Here is a 17,562-nt window from a genome sequence, read left to right on the forward strand (position 1 = left end):
ATCGGCCAACCGTCAGCCCGCTCGCCCGTCGTTCAACGGACAACCGAAGGGGCGTCTTCCGGGGGAAGGTCTTCCGGCGACGATCCGGGATCCGCGCCTTGTGGCAATTTCGACAGATCGAGGCTGGCGCCGGCAGCTTTCGCCGCAGTCCTCGCGACCGCAGGAGGCGCATTCCGCAGCCGGAGATCGATTGAGGCGAGCTGATTTTGCGCTTCCTTCAGACGGCTTGCCTTCGGCAGCCCCAGGTATTCCTTGAATCCAGAGAGTGCAGCGGGGAGGTCTCCCTCCGATTTGAGCGCCGTGGCCCTCCCGTACAGCGCGTCGTCCTGGCGCGGCGCGATGGCGAGCACCTTCTCGTATTCGGCGCGCGCCTCCCCAGGCCGGCGCAGGCCTTCCAATGCCCAGGCTCGACCGAGATGCGACTCCCAGCGCGCGGGATCCAGCTGGAGCGCCCTGGCGAACGCCTCTTCCGCCGCCGCGTAGTCGCGATACCTCGTTGCGAGCGCCCCGAGGTTGATGAAGGCGGGGGCGAAGTCCGGATCGAGCTGAGCTGCCTCCTCGAAGAATGCGCGCGCGGCGGCCACGTCCTCGCGCTGCAGCGCCAGCAGCCCGAGGCTGTTCGGGATCCTGGCATCCTTCGGATCGAGCTTTCGCGCGTGGTCGAACGCCGCCTCGGCGAGGCGGACGTGTCCCTGGTCGCCTTCGATGGCGGCGAGATTGCGATACGCATCGGCATCGCGCGGATGTCGCTGCAGCACCTGGCGGAGCACCGCCGCGGCGTCCTCGAGCTGGCGCCGCCCGCGCAAAATGGTGGCAAGCGCGTTCAGCAGTCGGGGATCGGCCGGTTGTTTCAGCAAAGCCGCGCGCAGGACGGCCTCCGCGCGGTCCGGGGCACCAGCGAGCAGGCGAGAGAGGTTGACGGCCGCGCCGACATGTCCCGGATCGGCGGCCAGGGCGCGCGTGTACAGCTCCGCCGCCGCAGGCGCGTCGCCGAGCTGCTCCTCAACCCACGCGGAGTCGAAGAGCGCGCCTGGATGGTTGGGCTGCTTCGCGAGGAACGTCTCGAGGCGGGCCTCGGCTCCTTCCCAGTCCCGCCGGGTCATCAGCTCGCGGCCTTCCTTGTACAGGATCGTTGCCGGCAGCTCGAACAGGCGCTGCCGTTCCGCGGCCTTGATCTGCGCCGGGGTCGGCCGCTGTTGCGCGGGAGCGTGCGCGCAAGCGCAGGCAAGCAGCGCGATCGCCATGAACAGCCGCATCAGGGACCTCCCGTCAGCTCGGGCGCGACCGGGCGCGTCGGGGCGCTCTCGGCAAAACCTGGACGGTGCACGTCGCCGTACGCGTCCGGTTGGTACTCGCGCAGCAGATCCTGGGCCTTGACCACCCACTCCGAATACACGCCGGTGGTGCGCGAAATGGCGATCGCCTTGGCGAATGCCTCGACCGCCTTGTCCTCGAGCGGCAGGGCCTGCGATTCGAGCATGCTCCGGTAGAGCTCCTGTTGCTCCCGGTCGAGGCCGCGCGGCATCGGCGCATCGAGCAGGCCCTTGTTGAAGTTGCGGTACGCCTCGCCGATGCGCGCGAAGGCGGCCTCGCTCCAGCGCGGGCTGCCGACGGCGATCACCTCGCCGTATGCGGAGAGCAGCCGCGCGATGCGCGTGTTCTTCACCTTCAGCACGTAGACGAGGTCGGCCTGGCGGAGATAGCGGAAGTGGATGGCCATGAAGTCGCTGAACGACGGCTCGACGGCGAGGAAACAGGCATGCGCGGCCGCATCGATCAGCGGCGCCGCGGCCTTGTCCGCCTCGGCAAGCCGGGCATAGCGTTGCGGGACGTCCGCCAGGACTGTGGCGGCCTCCGGCGCTTTCAGCTCGCGCAGGGCCAGGCCCTGCTTGTAGCGCGCGAGGAGGAGCTGTCCGGCGGTGGCCGCCCCTGCCCATTCGCGGTGGAACGACGACCAGTGCTCGGCGGCGCGCCGGAAATCTTTCTGCCGCTCGAGGATGACGCCGACGTTGAACGCGATCTTCGCCGCGTCGGGCCGCGAACGGTACTGCTTCAGCCAGGTCTGCCAGTCGCGGAGCGCGCCGGCGTCGTCGCCGACGCCTTCGCGCCAGATCGCGGCATTGTAGAGCCAGTCCGCCGCCCTCGCATCCGAGGGCCAGCGCCGCTGCGCCTCCTCGTACCAGCGGACGGCGTCCGGAAACCGGCCGGCGCGCTCGCAGGCGTTGGCCAACGCGGGGATCGTCAGCTTGACGATGGCCGGATCCGCGCTGCTGTATTCGCGCACGAGCTGCTCGCCCGCGGCGATCTCGACGTCGAGCTCGTCTCCCTTGTCCGCGATCAAGAGCGCGTCGTAGAGCGCCTTCGGCGCGTACTCGCTCTTCGGATAGCGCGCCACGAAGGCGCGGAACTCGCTCGCGGCGAGGGCGAAGTCCTTCTTCTCCTCATAGAGCTGCATCGCGTACTTGAACCGCGCGCCCTCCGCCACGCGAGCCGTCTCGAGCTGGAACTTCGAGCCAGGCGGACAGAGCTGGCTGTCCCGGAGAAAGCGCTGGGCCAGATCGCTGAGGGCCTGCCACTCCTGCCTGGTATTCAGGATGTCCAGGGAGAGCTCCGCGGCCTTCTGCGACCAGCTGTCGGTGGGCCAGCGAAGGATGATCTCCCCGAAGCGCTTGGCCGCGTCGACGAAATGCCGGCGCTCGTAGAAGACGAACGCGGCCTTGTAGCGGATGACGATCTCGTCCTTGGCGCCAGAGGCCAGCCGCAGGTACCGATCGCAGGCGGCGATCAGCTTCTGCTCGTTCTCCGGAATCGGCTCCGGCTGGACGTCGCGCGTGACGGTCTCGAGCCGGAGCTTGCCGGCGCCGCGATCGACATGTCCTTTGTCCTTGCGCTCCTCGACCTTCGCCGCGTCGGCGAGCTCGCGCTTCTTCAGCTTGCCCTTGGCGATCGCCACCGCCTTCTCCAGGGCGAGGATGGCGTTGTACGCAGCGCGCTGCGCTTGCGACCCCTTGGGATCGGCTTCCACGACCTTCCCGTACTCCATGGCGGCGGCGTCCCACTCTTCGAGCGCGTAGAGGATCTCCGCGTAGTAGAAGCGCATCGACGCGGTGCTCTCGCTCTGCGGGAACGTGTCGAGGTATTGGCGGTAGATGTCGCGCGCCAGCCGGTAGGTGGCAGCGCTCTTCGTCTTGATCGCTTCCTGGTGGTAGTCCTGCACCAGCTCGCGCAGCGACGCTTCCGCCAGATCGCGCGCTTCGGCCAAAGCTCCCTTCTCCGCGGTGTTCGCCTTGGCCCATCCGCTCTGCGGCCCGTAGTCTCCGACCAGCCGATTCATCTCCGTGACCACCTGATCGCGCCGGTTCAGCTTGTCGTAGGCGAGCAGGATCTTCTGCTGCCAGGCGGGCGCTTTCGCGTGGCCCGGGGCGCGCGCCTGCAGGATCCGGTACACGCGGATGGCCTGCTCGAATTTGCCGTCGTCGAAGTAGGTGGCCGCCAGCCGCTGGATGGCCTCCACGGAATCGGCGCCGGCCTTCTCCGCCAGATACGCGACGGCGCCGTCGATCGCGTCGACGTGGGCGTACGCAAGGACGATGTCCTTGAGCGCTTCCTGGCGGAGCTGCACCCGGTCGCCACGGGCCTCGCCCTCCGAATAGGCGATCACTTCCTTGAACTTCGCGATGGCCGCTCCGTACGCCCCGGCGTTGTAGTCGCACCAGGCGAGCTTGTAGAGCGCGAACGCGTACAGCTTCGGCAGGTGGAACGAGGCGGCCTTCTCGAAGGCCTCCCGCGCCCGGGGCAGATCGTTGGTGGCGAAGAAGTGCTCGCCGGTCTGAACCCAGGCGTCGGGGACGAAACGGCTCTTCGGGTACTGCGCGATCAGCGCGGAGTAGTAGGCGATTCCGCGATCCCTGTTGCCGCTCTCGTAGAGGTTGTGGCCCGCCACGAAGAGCACTTCGTCGCGGCGCTCGTACGCAGGGTACCGATCGAGCACCTCCTGGTAGAGGCCGATGGCCTCCCTGCGGTACCCGTCGCTGCGGCTCGTGTCGAGCTTCGGCTCCTCGCCCTCCCGCTTGTCCGCCCATTTCGCGACCGCGTCGTCGTGATCGCGGACTTCCTGAAGGCCTGCGTAGCGCGCCTTCTCCCACCAGAGCTCGGCGAGCTGGAAGTAGAGGTCGGCACGGCGATCCCCCTCCGGCATCCGCGGGATGATGACCTTCAGATCCTCGATCAGCTCGTCGCGCTTGCGATCGGCTTTGGCGTCGGCCTGGCGATCGTCCTGCAGCGCCGCGGGCGACGAGGCCGCCGGAGAGAGGGCAAGGAGGAGCGCTGCGAGCGCGCACAGCGTCATTCGTCCCTCCCCGCCGGGCAGGCGTCCTTGACGGTGTAGCGGTAGAAGCCGATCTCGTCGGGCCAGTACTCGCCGTCGAACGGCCAGTACTCGTGTCCCTTGGGGGGAATCGCCGGCCGGAAGAGCCGCTGCGAGGCGAGCTGCGCGTCCGCGTCGAACCGCGTCTCCAGCATCTCCTTCTCGCCTTTGGTGGTCTCGAAGGCGATCAGCTCCCGGTCGCCCTGCAGCACGTCGATGAGGCGCACCATGTCGGCGAGGCGGCCCTGGACGAACTTCCCGGCGAGCTGCGCGGAAAGCTCCTTCTGCGGGGCGATGGCGTCGAGCAGCTCGTCCTTCAGCGCCGAGCCGGCCAACCCCGGCTCGGCGCGGACGCGCGCCGCCTCGCGATCGAGTTGCTCGAGATAGGCGCGCATGGCGGACACGCGCTCGTTCTTCTGCAACTGATGCTGCACCGCGGGTGGAAGGCGGGAATCGCCGGCGGACAGCATCCGCCAGTACTCGCCGAGCGGCAGGTCCGCCTGCAGGATGCTCTTCATCTGGTCGCGCATGGGCAGGTACTCGCGGTCGAACTGCGCGATCGTCGAGCGGACCTGCGGGTACAGGCAGCGCTGCTGGTAGAGGATCGCGGCCAGGTTCAGCGACTCGGGCACGAACTCGTCGCGCAGATGCGGCGAATGCAGGCTGTGCAGCTTGCCCAGCGCCGCGCCGGGATCGCCCTTCTGCAGATCCGCATAGGCTCCTTCGAACAGCGCCTCGTCCCAGTGCCGCGAGAAGCGCGGGAGCTTCTCGTACGCAGCGCTGGCCTCAGGGTAGCGATGCAGCCCGTAGAGCGTGCGCCCCAGGGCGATGAGGGAGAGCTCCCGGAGCTCACTGCCGGCGCGGGGAAGGGCCGCGAGAGCGCGGAATGTCTCTACCGCTTTCTCCGGGTCGGTCCGCTGCTGCAGCAAACCCGTCAGGTATCGGGCCTGGGGCGATGCCGCGCTCGAGTCGGGCACGAGGCGGACGAGGCGCGCCGCGTCTTCGTACCTCCCGGCGCGCCAGGCAAGGAGAGCGAGCGAGGTCCTGATCGCCGCCAGCCTCTCCGGTGCAACTCCATCGATACGGTCGCCGTAGATCTTCTCGAACAGGTTCGGCGCGACGACGTCGTCGCGAAGCTGCGACGCGGCGAGGGCTGCTCCGTCCACCGCCTTGAGCCAGTACGGGTGCGAAGGCCGGTCACGGACGATGGCGGCGTAGTGGAAGAAAGCGCCGAACTCGAGGCCGAGCCGCTCCAGCGACTGGGCGAGGAAGTACTCGGCCTGCGCGAGATCGGCCTCCGCCGTCGTGTCGAGCGCGCGGCGGAAACCGATCGCCGCGCGCGCGTTGCGCCCTGCATTGAAATCCTGCATCGCGCTGCCCAGACCGGCGTCCTGGGCGGCAGCGGCCGCGGAAACGAGGAAGAGAACGAGGGCGAGACGGCGCATGCGGGGCGTCCTCAGAAGAGCCAGCTCAGGCCGCCCTGGAAGGCGATGTTGTTGATCACGTCGGACGAAGGACGCGCGAGCAGGTCCTTCGCGGCGCCGGCGTTGAGCTGCGCCTGGGCACCCGGCGCTCCGAAGGCGCGCTCGTCGCATCCGGGAGACAGGCCGGTGGCGGTCTGGCCGTTCGCCTCGGCGGCCTCGATCCTGGCCGCCTCGTCGTGGTTGCAGCCGTTCACCTTCGAGACGTATCCGGAGTACGCAAAGTCCCTCACCTCGATGCGTATCGTCAGCTGTTCGCTGAGGAAGACGCGGAGCCCGATGCCCAGCGACGCAATGGGGCGGAACCCGGTGTCGCCGAACGTGCGCCCGGTGACGGGGTCGGACGAGGGCCGCAGCTGCACCCGTGTCTTCGCCGCGCCGAGCCCGCCGTTGAGGTACACCCCGAGCCGCAGGATCTTGCCGTCGAAGATGTTGAGCTTGCCGTAGACGGGCATCAGCTCGAGGCCGGCGAGAGCGGCGGCGCGAAGCAGGAACGCCTCGGCCGTTTCCGGCGCGACGCGCGCCTTGGTGAGCAGCTCTTCCGAGAGCGAGCTCTGCACCGAGATCGGGAAGTACCAGACGCCCAGCTGCGCGGCGAGGTTCTCGCGCAGGTGGTAGGCCAATTCCGCCGAGAGCCCGGCGTGCACCGTGAATTTGGGATTGATCTGGGTATTGCCGAAGAACGACGCCTCCCAGCGGCCCGCCTCGGTGAAGGGACGCTGTTCCAGGACGTGGATGCGAACCGCATCCGGGTCGGTCTGTTGCGCCGCCGCCGCTCCGCAGATCAGGGATGCGATGAGGAACGTTCGCATGATCAGAACAGGAACGAGACGCCGGCCCCGAACGTCGCGACGTTTGCGAGGTAATGGCGGAGGGAACCGGTCGAAGGCTGCGTCAGGTCGTTGGCCGTCTTGTACGAGGAGCGGAAGAGATGGCTGCGGACCTCCGTCCGCAGGCTCCAGCGCTGGTTGAAGTAGAAGCGGAAGCCCGCGCCGAGGATGCCGACGGGATCGACGGAATCGCTCTGCTGGTAGCTCTGGCAGACGCCGGTACCCGGATCGGCGCAGAGGTTGACGGACTCGCGATGGATTCGCGCGGCTCCGGCGCCCGCGAGCAGGTAAGCCTGGAAGTGCACCCGCAGCTCGGACGCGAGATTGAACTTGCCGTAGATCGGAGCGACGCGGGCGACCGCGAATGCGCCCCCGCGGAGCTGGTTGTCGTTCCTGAACTCGTCGCCGGTCTGCCCCTCGCTGCGCGGCCGCATGTCCGCCCGGACGTTGCGCGCCAGAGTGGAGAGCCCGGTCTGGTTGAGCAGCACCTCTCCCGCCAGGTCGAGCCATTCATTCGGGTGGTACGCGAGCGAGACCGTGCCGCCGAGCTGGTCGACCAGCGCCGTGTTCAGCGCGACGCCGAAGGAAGCGGCAGCTTCCCACCGTCCCGTCATCGGGTAGAGCTTGTGCTGCACTACGGTAGGAGCGCCGTCGGGGCCGTAGATCGATTCCTGCGCGCGCGCCGCGGGAGCGGCGATGACGCAGACGGCGGCGAGTAGCTCGAAAGGCAACAACCGGGCGCGCATTCCTGGGTCTCCGCTTGGCGGTGGAAGCTGCTGCGCGCCCGTCCGCCCGGCAAGGTCGGGCGCCTGCCTGCCTGTCGCTTTCCGTCTTGCGTGCGGCGGACGGCGACGCCGGCGCACCTTCGCGCACTGCGGCGTACACCCTTGAAATTGTGGCCGCTTCGGAGTCGCGTGGTATCGATTTGACGCATGGGGGGCTCTCAGAGCACCGGCGCTTCGGCGCCGGAAGCGCGCTTGCCCGACGCGAGCGTCGCGCCGCCGCCGCTTCTCGACGGCATCGTCCGGGTGAAGGTTCCGGCGGACAAGATCCAGCCTTTCCTCACCCGCAGCGCGCTGTTCAAGAGCGCACCGAAGGACGTGATCACTCGCGTTTCCGGGCTGCTGCAGGGCCTCGAGTGTGCCGATGGCAGCGAGATCGTCACCGCAGGCAAGGTGAACGACGGGATCGGGATTCTCTATTCCGGCAAGGCGCAAGTGCTGTTGCCCTCGGCCGGCGGCGAATTGGCGCCCGTCGAGGACTTGCTGCCCGGCGACCACTTCGGCGAAGTGGGAGCGCTCCTCGGGAAGCCCAGCCCCTACTTCGTGATCGCGAGCGACTCGTCGCGCGTTCTCTGGCTGCCGTCCTCGGTCCTGCAGGGGATGATCGGCAACGTGCCGACGGTGGCGGAGGCGCTGGCGAAGCGGCTGACGGAACGGGTGGTGCTGTTCGCCGCGATGGAGAGACAGGGCGCGCCGGAGCTGATGACCGACATCGAGGCGCAGCTCCTCCAGACGGTGGATCCTGCCGTTGAGGCGAGGCCGCTGCAGTCGATCGAGCCCGAGCCGGATCCGAGCGGGGTCGTCGCATTTGCCGAGCTGCGCGACTTCGATCTTTCGCCGTCCGTGCTCGCGACGGTGCCGACGAAGCTGATCCGCAGCTTCCGTCTCTTGCCGGTGAAGCTCGCCGGCAACGTCCTCACGGTCGCGATGGTGAACCCGCGCGACAACGCGGCGCTGGCCGAGCTCAGGCGAACGCTGCAGACGATGCAGATCGTGCCGGTCGCGATCGGGCTGGAGGACTTCAATTCCGCGTTGGTCCGGCTCAAGCTTCTCGACGATTCCGGGCCGAAGAAGTCCGGCGGTCCGCGCATCAACCCCGATTCCTTCCAGTTCGAGACCGTCGCCGAGCAAGACCGCGCCGCCGACGCGCGCGCCGTGGGCGACGACGCGATCAGACTCGTCAACCGGATCATCGCCGCCGGCCTCGAGCGCGAGGCCAGCGACATCCACATCGAGCCGACCGCGCAGGGATTCCGCGTCCGCTTCCGCGCCAACGGCTTGCTGCAGGACTGGAGCGAGCCGATTCCGGCGACGACCTCGCTCAAGGGCGTGACCGCGCGCATCAAGGTCCTCGCCGGGCTGGACATCACCGAGCGCCGGCTGCCGCAGGACGGCCGGATCGGCGTGACCACCGGCAAGCGCGAGATCGACCTCCGCGTCTCCACGCTTCCGGCGAACCGGGGCGAGAAGATCGCGCTGCGCATCCTCGAGGCGGCAGGGAGCACGCGGGCGCTGGAGCAGATCTTCTTGGAGCCGACGGTGCTGGCGGCGGCTCGCAAGGCGCTGAACCGGCCCTATGGCGGCATCGTCATCGCGGGCCCGACCGGATCGGGAAAGACGTCGTCGCTGTACGCGCTGCTCAACGAGCGCAAGGTCACCCGGCCTGACACCAACATCATCATGGTGGAGGATCCCATCGAGTACCGGCTGGCAGGCGTCACGCAGGTGCAGGTCAACGCCAATGCCGGCCTCGGGTTCCCCCAGGTCCTTCGCTCGATGCTGCGCCAGGACCCCGACGTCATCGTGGTCGGCGAGATGCGCGACGAGGACACCGCACGGATCGGTCTCGAGGCGGCGATGACCGGCCACCTGCTGCTCACCTCGTTGCATGCCAACCACGCCATCGCGGCCGTGCAGCGCCTGGAGAACCTCGGGACCGGCCGCGCACTGATCGCGCAGTCGATCCATCTCGTGCTGGTCCAGCGCCTGGTGCGCAAGCTCTGCTCCGCCTGCCGCAAGCTCGATCCGCCGGTGCCTGCGCTGCTCGAGTCCCTGGTCGCACGCAGGATCGTGGACAAGGGGCAGCAGACCCTGCCACGCGCGGTCGGCTGTGACGCCTGCGGCGGCACGGGTTACGTCGGACGCGCAGCCGTGGTCGAGGCCCTGCAGATCAACGACGCCGTTCGCGAGGCCATCGCCGCCGGACGGTCTCTGGCGGACGTGCACGACATCGCCACCGAGACGCGCGCCCTGACGCCGTTCATCGACTACGCCCGACACCTACTGCAGAAGCAGATCATCAGCGCCAGCGAAGTGCTGCTCTCGGTCGCGGACTGAGCCACTACCGCTCGCACGGCGAGCAGAACGGTCGCTCGACGCACAGCCGGCATGGTCCTTGTCGCTCTCACGGCGTACGCTCTATTCGTGATCTGGGAAGCTGTCCCAAAATGATGTGTGAGCCGTGACGAGCGGACTCGCCGGCGTCGACGGCTGCCGTAGTGGATGGGTCGTCGCGTGGGAAGGCGGCGTCCAGGTGCTTCCCACGTTTGCGTATGTTCTTTCCCGCCGCTTCGAGCTCGCGCTCATCGACGTCCCCATCGGCCTGCTCGAGGTCGGTTCCCGCCGATGCGACACCGAGGCGCGTTCCTTGATCGGCGAGCGAAGGAGCTCCGTCTTTCCAGCGCCCTCCCGCAGCCTGCTTCGCTCGCGGCGGTACGCCGGGCAATGCTCCGTCCAGCTCTGGAACATCCTCGAAAAGATTCGTGAAGTGGATGCCTCCATGAAGCCAGCGCTGCAGCGCCGCGTCCGGGAGGCGCATCCGGAGGTCAGCTTCGCGCTGCTGAACGGCGGTCCGCTCCGTTATCCCAAGAAGCAGGCGGCGGGGGAAACAGAACGGCGGCTGCTGCTGCGCCCGGTCTTCGGCGAGGTGCCCAGGGTGCCGGGGACGGCGCGCGACGACGTACTCGACGCCTACGTTCTGCTCTGGTCGGCGCGCCGCGTTCTGCATGGGCAGGAACGCGTCCTCGGATCCGGCGAGCGCGACGGGCGCAGACTGAAGTGCGAGATCGTCGGCTGAGCGCGACCGAAAGGTACGCGGCGCAAACCGGATTATTCCCCTGTTCGAGATCCAGCAGCGCGACAGCTTGAGCTGCGGGCGAATGCGGTACCCTTGTGCGTCAACGTGTCTGAGCGCGTCGACGCGCGAGGAGATTGCATGGCAGAAGAGAAACGCCCTGTAGCCATCGTCGCCGCGCCGCCCAGGACGAAGCCGACGGACTACCCGCAGCCCTTTGCATCGCGGATGAAGGGGCGGGTGAAGCGGCCGCTGGGGGACTTGTTCGGGCTGAAGAATTTCGGCGTGAATCTGACGCGCCTAGCGCCGGGCGCGGTGTCGGCGCTGAGGCATTCGCATAGCAGGCAGGACGAGTTCGTGTACGTGTTGCAGGGGCATCCCACGCTGCGCACGGACGAAGGGAAGACGCGGCTGTCGCCGGGAATGTGCGCGGGGTTCAGGGCCGGGGACGGGAATGGGCATCACCTCATCAACGAGACCACCGAGGAGATCGTGTACCTCGAGGCGGGCGATCGCACGCCGGGGGATGAAGGAAGCTATCCCGACGACGATCTCGAGGCGGTGCTCATCGAGGGCAGGTGGCAGTTCACGCACAAAGACGGAACGCCGTACTGAGCCCCGGGTCTGCTACTTCACCGCGGGGCGCACGATGACGACGGACTTGTCGTGCCCCGGCACGCTGCCGCTGATCACCAGCAGGTTGTTCTCGGGAACCACGTCGACCACGGTGAGGTTCTGCACCGTCCGGCGATCGACTCCCATGTGCCCGGGCATCCGCTTGCCCTTGAAGACGCGGCCCGGCGTCTTCCGCTGTCCGACGGCTCCCATGTGGCGGTGGTGCTCGTGGCTGGAGGCGGAGTCGCGCGCCGCGCCCTTCATGTGGTGGCGCTTCACCACCCCGGCAAAGCCAAAGCCGCGGGTGGTGCCTGTGACGTCGACCCGGTCGCCCTTCTTGAACAGGGCGACGGTGACCTGGGAGCCGACCGCGAAGTCGCCGAGATCCTTCTCCTCGACGCGGAACTCCTTGATCAGCCGATGCGGCTTCTGGCTCTTCTTCTTGAACTGGCCGAGGTACGGCTTCGTCTGCCGGCGCTCGGCCTTCTTTTCGTCGAGCTCGTCGAAGCCGAGTTGTAGGGCGGTGTAACCGTCGCGCTCCTGCGTGCGATGGCCGAAGACGAGATTCGGAGCGGCCTCCACCACCGTGACGGGGACCGCGCTGCCGTCGTCCGCGAACATGGTGGTCATGCCGATCTTCTTGCCGATGATGCCCTTCGACATTGCGTTCTCCTCGCGTTTCCTACCGCGAACGTGCGCGCAGCATGCGGGGCAGAGGCTGCGGCGGCGGGCCGGAAAGCCGCGCCATGCGTAGGAGGTTGCGGTCCTGACGGTTCCCCGGTGCTTCGGGGGCCGCGGCTTCTAACACGCGGAACCTGGCGGATCAAGTTGGGCAAAGGCGTTCTCTCCCTTCCCCGCCGATCGACCAGGCCGCCGAGCGGTGCGCCTGGTGGCACGCCAGGTGCTCCTGCGCCGTCCCGGCGGTGGGGAATTTAGGTTCCGGTTCCCCCGGGGGGACGGGATGTCTGGGGCGGCGACGTGGGGGGCGGGAATCTCGGCTCCCGAAATCCGGGGGAGGGGGCCGGCTGGCCGTGCGCGTCGAGCCGCGGCCAGCCGGCGCCGTTCGCTGGCACTGCTCCTGGTCTTCGTCTGCGGCGCGAGCGCCGCGGGCGCCGCGCTGGGGCTGCTGAAGCAGCCCGACCCCGGCGACCAGGCGGCGAATTTCGCGTTCACCACGGCGGCGGCGCTGGAGACCGCGAGGCGGGCGGACGAGCGCGCGCGTCGGTCTGAGGCGGAGCTTGCCGCCGCCAGATCGCGGATCGAAGCGCTCTCCGCGGGCGAGCAGGAACTTTCCGACTTCCGGGAAGCCGAGCGCATCGGCGTCTCGCGCTGGATGAAGGACTCCACCGCGCTCTGGGGCGACGAGCGCCGCCGGGTGATGGCGGCGATCATCCGCGAGTCGCGGCGGAACGGCCTCGATCCGGCGTTGGTTGCGGCGGTGATCCAGGTCGAGTCGCATTTCGACCCGGTCGCCGTATCCACGGTGGGCGCGCGGGGGCTCATGCAGCTGATGCCGCCGACGGCGCAGTGGCTGCTGCAGCGGGATCCCTCGCCGCCGAAAATCCGCCCCACCCAGCTCTTCAATCCCGTTCTGAACATCGAGCTGGGAACCAGCTACCTCGCGCAACTGATGGGCCGGTTCGACGGCGACCTCACCCGCGCCTTGATCGCGTACAACGCCGGGCCCGCCACCGCCCGCGCGCTGCAGCGCGGAAGCAAATCATGGCACCGCCTGCACGCCTATCCCAGGAACGTCCTTGCCACCTACAAGGCGCTCCTCACCGCTCCGCAGCAGGTCGCCGCCCGCTAGGCCGAGGCTCGGCGATAATGCGTCCTGTGTCCAACGTAGCCTCGACAGGAGGCTTACATGGACAAGAAGAACCTCGAAGGCGAATTGGATAAGGCCAAGGGCAAGATCAAGGAGACCGTCGGCGTCGCGACGGGCGACCGCGAGCTCGAGGGCGAAGGCAAGCTCGACAACCTGAAGGGCAAGGTCAAGGACGTCGCCGGCAACATCCGCGAAGGCATCAAGGAGAAGTTGGACGACCTGGATCGCCCGAAAACCGACGAGAAGTAGCCCGAAATCATCAGGCCGCTGGCGGAAAGACGAGCCAGAGGCCACCCTCGCGTTCCTCGACCCGACCGCCGTAGAAGCCGAGGATGCGGGAAGCCAGCGCAAAGCCGAGGACGGCCCCGGTGGGATCCCCGCTGGGCCGGTCTTCGGGCTCCGGCGGAACGAGCGGGATAGGCGCGCTCTCCGCGCGAATGTGCAGCGCGGGATTCGCTCCGTCCGCTCGCGCCGCGACCGACAGGCGGGGACCCAGCGAGCCTCGCGCCATGTGCTCCAGCGACGCTCGCACGGCGCGGCGGAGCATGTCGCTGTCTCCGGTGGTGCATGCGTTGCCCAGCTCGAGGACCCAGCCGTCCGTGGAAATTCCATCCTTCTCCGCCAGCGTGTGCAGGGCGGGCTCGACCAGGTCCTTGAGAGCGATCTTTTCCTGCTTCAAGTCGTAGCCGTGCTCGAGGAGGCGCTCGATGGTGAAGAAATCTTCAATGAGACGGCGCATGCGCCGCAGCGCCCGGAGCGAAACGTCGATCATCTTTTCCGCGCGCTCGCCGCCGCGATCGGCGGCGTCCATCCGCTTGAGCAGGTCGCAGGACCAGAGCGCCGTCGCGAGCGGGTTCTTGATTTCATGTGCGACGAACCCGAGGTACTTCCCGCGCTTTCCCGGCGGCGGCATCGGCCGAACCTAAGCGCCGGCACAAGAGTGCGCAAGCGGACGGCTGCTCAAGAGTTACAGGTCATGCAGCCGAGCGGGCATGGAGATCTTACAGGAAGCGGCTACGTACATTCCACATCGTGGTGTCAAGTCCCTGTGAACCGCGGGCGTGCCTGACGTGGCATCCCGCTTGCTCATGGCAACCGGAGTCGTCGTTCCCAGCCCGGAGGAACCCGCATGCAACCGTCCGCCCTTCCGTCGAGCACTGGCTCGCTCGCCATGTACCTGGCGGAAATCAACAAGTACCCGCTGCTCACGGTCGATGAAGAGCAGCGTCTCGCCAGGCTCTATGCGCGAAGCGGCGATCTGGACGCGGCCCACAAGCTGGTCACCTCGAACCTGCGCTTCGTGGTCAAGGTCGCGTACGAATACCGCAGCTACGGCATCAAGATGGCCGACCTGATCCAGGAAGGAAACATCGGCCTGATGAAGGCGGTGCAGAAGTTCGACGCCGACAAGGGCATCCGCCTGATCTCCTACGCGGTGTGGTGGATCCGCGCCTTCATCCAGAACTACATCCTCAAGAGCTGGAGCCTGGTGAAGCTCGGGACCACGCAGGCGCAGCGGAAGCTGTTCTTCTCCCTGGCGCGCACGCGGCGCGAGCTGGAGAAGTTCGACGGCGTCACCGGCGACATGCAGAAGGCCAGCGAGGGCGCCATCGCCAAGAAGCTGAGGGTGAAGCCCGGCGAAGTCCTGGAGATGCAGCAGCGCATGGAAGGCCGTGACCTTTCGCTGGACGCGCCCATGGGCGAGGACGGCGGCTCCTCGCACGTCGACTTCGTCATGGACGGCGCCGACCTCCCCGACGCGGAGATCGCCGAGCAGGAAGAGCGCCACATCGTGCAGGAACGGGTGCTCGAGGCGCTGGGTCGGCTCGATCCGCGCGAGCGCTACATCATCGAGCAGCGGATCATGAACGACAAGCCGATGACCCTGAAGGAGCTCGGCGAACACTTCGGCTTCTCCCGCGAGCGCGCGCGGCAGCTGGAGATCAGGGCCAAGGCAAAGCTGGAGGCGGAGCTCGGCGAGTTGATGGACGAGCTGTTCCCGGACGAGGAGCGCGTCCCGGTCGCCGAGACGGCCTGATCAGATTCACAGCGCGAACGAGGGCCGCCGCCATGGCGGCCCTTTGCGCTTCGGGGCGGGATGGTACGCTCCGGCGATGCGTCGGGTCGCCGGCCTGCCCGCGGTCTACTGGTGGCTGTGGATCGGGTACCTGCTTTCGTCTCTCGGCACCTTCGTCTTCCCGTTCCTCGCGCTGTACCTCTCTTCGCGCGGCATCGACGCCCGGCAGACCGGCCTGGTCCTCTCACTGCTCGGCGTGGGCGCCGTGCTCGCTGGGCCCATCGGCGGGCAGCTCGCCGACCATGCGGGACGCAAGCCGGCCCTGCTCCTCGCCCTCGCCTTCTCCGCGGTCTCTGCGCTCTACCTCGGTTTCGTAAGGTCGCCTCTGGCCATCGCGCCGGGAGTCCTATCCTTCGGCCTCGGCGTCTCGATGGCGCGCCCCGCCATGCAGGCCATCGTCGCGGACGTGCTGCCGCCGGAGCTGCTTGGGCGCGCGTATGCGCTTCTGTATTGGGCGGCGAACGTCGGCATCGCCGTCTCCGCATGGATCGGCGGCGTACTTGCCGGACGGACCTGGCTCGGCCTCTTCGCGGGCGACGCGATCACCACGGTGCTGTTCGCGGCGCTCGTCGTGTTCCGGGTGCCGGAATCGCGTCCCACCCCGGCCTCCGAAGCGCGGGCCGTCGGTTGGAGCACGCTCGCGGGCGATCGGCCGTTTCTCGCCTTCCTCGCCACCCACTTCGCCTTCATGATCGTGTTCTGGCAATTCCAGTTCGCGCTTCCGCTCGCCGTGGTGCGCAGCGGCTTCGGGACGGAGGAGTACGGGCGCATGATGGCGCTGAACTGCGCGGCCGTGTTCGTCACGCAGCCCTTCACCGCGCGTTGGTTGCGCGCGATCGACCGCGGCGTGCTGCTGGCGATTGCCTCGGTGTGGGTCGGCCTGGGATTCGGCGCGTACGCGCTCAGCTCCACCATGCCGCAGTACTACGCGGCCACGCTGATCTGGACGATCGGCGACGTCGTTGGACTGCCGCTGGTGAGCGCGGTCGTGGCCTCGATGAGCCCGGTGGCCCTCCGCGGGCGATACCAGGGCGCGCAGATGCTCGCGCAGGCGCTGGCCATGGTGGCAGCTCCGCTCGTCGCCGGCGCCGTGGTCGACGCGTGGGGACTGCGCGCGCTCTGGGCGGGGTGCGTCGTCGTGTGCTTTGTGGCGGGCGTCGCGCACGCCGTGCTGGGAGCGGCACGCCGGAGGCGCGCGGCGCTCGCCGCCTGACGACTACTTCTTCGCCGCGCGCGGGAACGCAGACTTTCCCGCGTAGCGCGCGGACAGGCCGAGCTCCTCCTCGATGCGCAGGAGCTGGTTGTACTTCGCCATCCGGTCGCTGCGGCTCGCAGACCCGGTCTTGATCATTCCGCAGTCGCAGGCGACCGCAAGGTCCGCGATGAATGCGTCCTCGGTCTCGCCCGAGCGGTGGCTCATGACGGTCCGGTAGCCGTTGAAGTGCGCGAGGCGGACGCAGTCCATGGTCTCGGTCAGCGAGCCGATCTGGTTCACCTTGATGAGCACCGCATTGGCGATGCCCTGCGCGATCCCTCGCTGCAGCCGTTGGGTATTGGTGACGAAGAGATCGTCGCCCACCAGCTGAACGCTGGCACCCAGACGGTCGGTGAGGAGTTTCCAGCCGTCCCAGTCGTCTTCCGCGTAGCCGTCCTCAATGGAGACGATGGGAAAGTCCCGGGCCCACGCGGCGTAGAGCTCGGCGAGCTGTGCGCGATCGAGCGTCTTGTTCTCGCCCTCGAGGGTGTACTTGCCGTCCTTGAAGAACTCGCTCGCGGCACAGTCGAGCGCGAGAACGATGTCGTTGCCGAGCTTGTATCCGGCCTTGCCGATGGCCTCCGCGATCATTTCCAGCGCTTCGCGATTCGACTTCAGGCTCGGCGCGAACCCTCCCTCGTCGCCTACTCCCGTGAAGTAGCCGCGCCCTTTGAGGACGCCCTTGAGCGCATGGAAGACCTCGGCGCCCATGCGCAGCGCCTCTGCGAAAGTGGGTGCGCCCCAGGGGACCACCATGAATTCCTGGATGTCCACGTTGGAATCGGCGTGCGCGCCGCCGTTGAGGATGTTCATCAGCGGGACGGGAAGCGTGCGCGCATTGAGGCCGCCGAGGTAGCGGTAGAGCGGGATGCCGAAGCTCATCGCCGCGGCGCGCGCCGCGGCCAGCGAGACGCCCAGGATGGCGTTGGCGCCCAGGGCCTTCTTCGTGGGTGTGCCGTCGAGCTCGATCATCAGCCGATCGATGCCCTCCTGATCGGCGGCGTCCATTCCCACCAGCCGCGGCGCGATCCGGCTGCGCACGTTCTCGCAGGCCGTGCGCACGCCCTTGCCGCCATAGCGGTTCTTCTCGCCGTCGCGCAGCTCATGGGCCTCGTGCTCGCCGGTACTCGCCCCCGAAGGCACCGCCGCGCGCGCGATGTTTCCGGAGGCCACGGTCACTTCGCACTCGAGCGTCGGATTGCCGCGGCTGTCGAGGATCTCTCTGGCGTGGACGTCGACGATTTCTGTCATGGCG

The 17,562-nt window shown here is 68.1% G+C and carries 15 protein-coding genes; 7 read left to right on the top strand and 8 right to left on the bottom strand.

Translation table 11 applies throughout. From position 1 onward, the window contains the following. Positions 1-32 precede the first annotated feature (32 nt). From E6J58_15630 to E6J58_15650, 5 genes are read right to left on the bottom strand one after another with little or no spacing between them, the layout of a single operon-like run. Positions 33-1,937, bottom strand: a complete 1,905-nt coding sequence (locus E6J58_15630; protein ID TMB35625.1) for a tetratricopeptide repeat protein — start codon at positions 1,935-1,937, stop codon at positions 33-35. Beyond that, entirely contained in the window at positions 1,256-4,348 is a 3,093-nt protein-coding gene (locus E6J58_15635) for a tetratricopeptide repeat protein (GenBank protein ID TMB35626.1), read from the bottom strand. Before E6J58_15635 ends, E6J58_15630 begins: the two co-directional genes overlap by 682 nt. After that, complete coding sequence (locus E6J58_15640) at positions 4,345-5,811, bottom strand: hypothetical protein (GenBank protein TMB35627.1); 1,467 nt, start codon at positions 5,809-5,811, stop codon at positions 4,345-4,347. The genes E6J58_15635 and E6J58_15640 overlap by 4 nt, the downstream gene beginning before the upstream one ends. A gap of 11 nt (positions 5,812-5,822) precedes the next feature. After that, positions 5,823-6,659, bottom strand: coding sequence for an outer membrane beta-barrel domain-containing protein (locus E6J58_15645; protein TMB35628.1), 837 nt, complete (start codon positions 6,657-6,659; stop codon positions 5,823-5,825). A 2-nt stretch (positions 6,660-6,661) separates the two neighbouring features. Next, positions 6,662-7,423, bottom strand: a complete 762-nt coding sequence (locus E6J58_15650) for an outer membrane beta-barrel domain-containing protein (GenBank protein TMB35629.1) — start codon at positions 7,421-7,423, stop codon at positions 6,662-6,664. Positions 7,424-7,609: 186 nt separating this feature from the next. Between E6J58_15650 and E6J58_15655 the strand changes: the two genes are divergently transcribed. From E6J58_15655 to E6J58_15665, 3 genes are all read left to right on the top strand, one after another. After that, a complete protein-coding gene (locus E6J58_15655) occupies positions 7,610-9,796 on the top strand; it encodes a cyclic nucleotide-binding domain-containing protein (GenBank protein ID TMB35630.1) in 2,187 nt (728 codons plus the stop codon). Between the two features lie 124 nt (positions 9,797-9,920). After that, positions 9,921-10,535: a DUF429 domain-containing protein gene (locus E6J58_15660; protein TMB35631.1), complete on the top strand. Its 615-nt coding sequence runs from the start codon at positions 9,921-9,923 to the stop codon at positions 10,533-10,535. Positions 10,536-10,673: 138 nt separating this feature from the next. Continuing rightward, a complete protein-coding gene (locus E6J58_15665) occupies positions 10,674-11,147 on the top strand; it encodes a cupin domain-containing protein (protein TMB35632.1) in 474 nt (157 codons plus the stop codon). Positions 11,148-11,159: 12 nt separating this feature from the next. On the opposite strand, the gene E6J58_15670 is transcribed toward E6J58_15665, so the two are convergent. Beyond that, positions 11,160-11,810 (bottom strand): 50S ribosomal protein L3, encoded by a 651-nt coding sequence (locus E6J58_15670; GenBank protein TMB35633.1) that lies wholly within the window; start codon positions 11,808-11,810, stop codon positions 11,160-11,162. A 298-nt stretch (positions 11,811-12,108) separates the two neighbouring features. On the opposite strand from E6J58_15670, the gene E6J58_15675 reads away from it, so the two are divergent. Beyond that, on the top strand, positions 12,109-12,957 hold the full coding sequence (locus tag E6J58_15675; protein ID TMB35634.1) for a lytic transglycosylase domain-containing protein: 849 nt from the start codon (positions 12,109-12,111) through the stop codon (positions 12,955-12,957). 57 nt (positions 12,958-13,014) lie between these two features. Beyond that, the gene (locus tag E6J58_15680) at positions 13,015-13,224 is read left to right on the top strand and encodes a CsbD family protein (GenBank protein ID TMB35635.1); all 210 of its coding nucleotides are present in this window, start codon (positions 13,015-13,017) and stop codon (positions 13,222-13,224) included. Between the two features lie 10 nt (positions 13,225-13,234). On the opposite strand, the gene E6J58_15685 is transcribed toward E6J58_15680, so the two are convergent. After that, positions 13,235-13,888 (bottom strand): HAMP domain-containing histidine kinase, encoded by a 654-nt coding sequence (locus E6J58_15685; GenBank protein TMB35636.1) that lies wholly within the window; start codon positions 13,886-13,888, stop codon positions 13,235-13,237. 216 nt (positions 13,889-14,104) lie between these two features. Between E6J58_15685 and rpoH the strand changes: the two genes are divergently transcribed. Continuing rightward, entirely contained in the window at positions 14,105-15,013 is a 909-nt protein-coding gene (gene rpoH, locus E6J58_15690) for an RNA polymerase sigma factor RpoH (GenBank protein TMB35637.1), read from the top strand. A 76-nt stretch (positions 15,014-15,089) separates the two neighbouring features. Continuing rightward, positions 15,090-16,265, top strand: a complete 1,176-nt coding sequence (locus E6J58_15695; protein ID TMB35638.1) for an MFS transporter — start codon at positions 15,090-15,092, stop codon at positions 16,263-16,265. Positions 16,266-16,268: 3 nt separating this feature from the next. Here E6J58_15695 and E6J58_15700 read toward each other — a convergent pair whose 3' ends face one another. After that, positions 16,269-17,558, bottom strand: coding sequence for a phosphopyruvate hydratase (locus E6J58_15700; GenBank protein TMB35639.1), 1,290 nt, complete (start codon positions 17,556-17,558; stop codon positions 16,269-16,271). Between the last annotated feature and the right edge of the window lie 4 nt (positions 17,559-17,562).

The organism is Deltaproteobacteria bacterium, from assembly GCA_005879535.1.
Classification (GTDB): Bacteria; Myxococcota; Myxococcia; order Myxococcales; family 40CM-4-68-19; genus 40CM-4-68-19.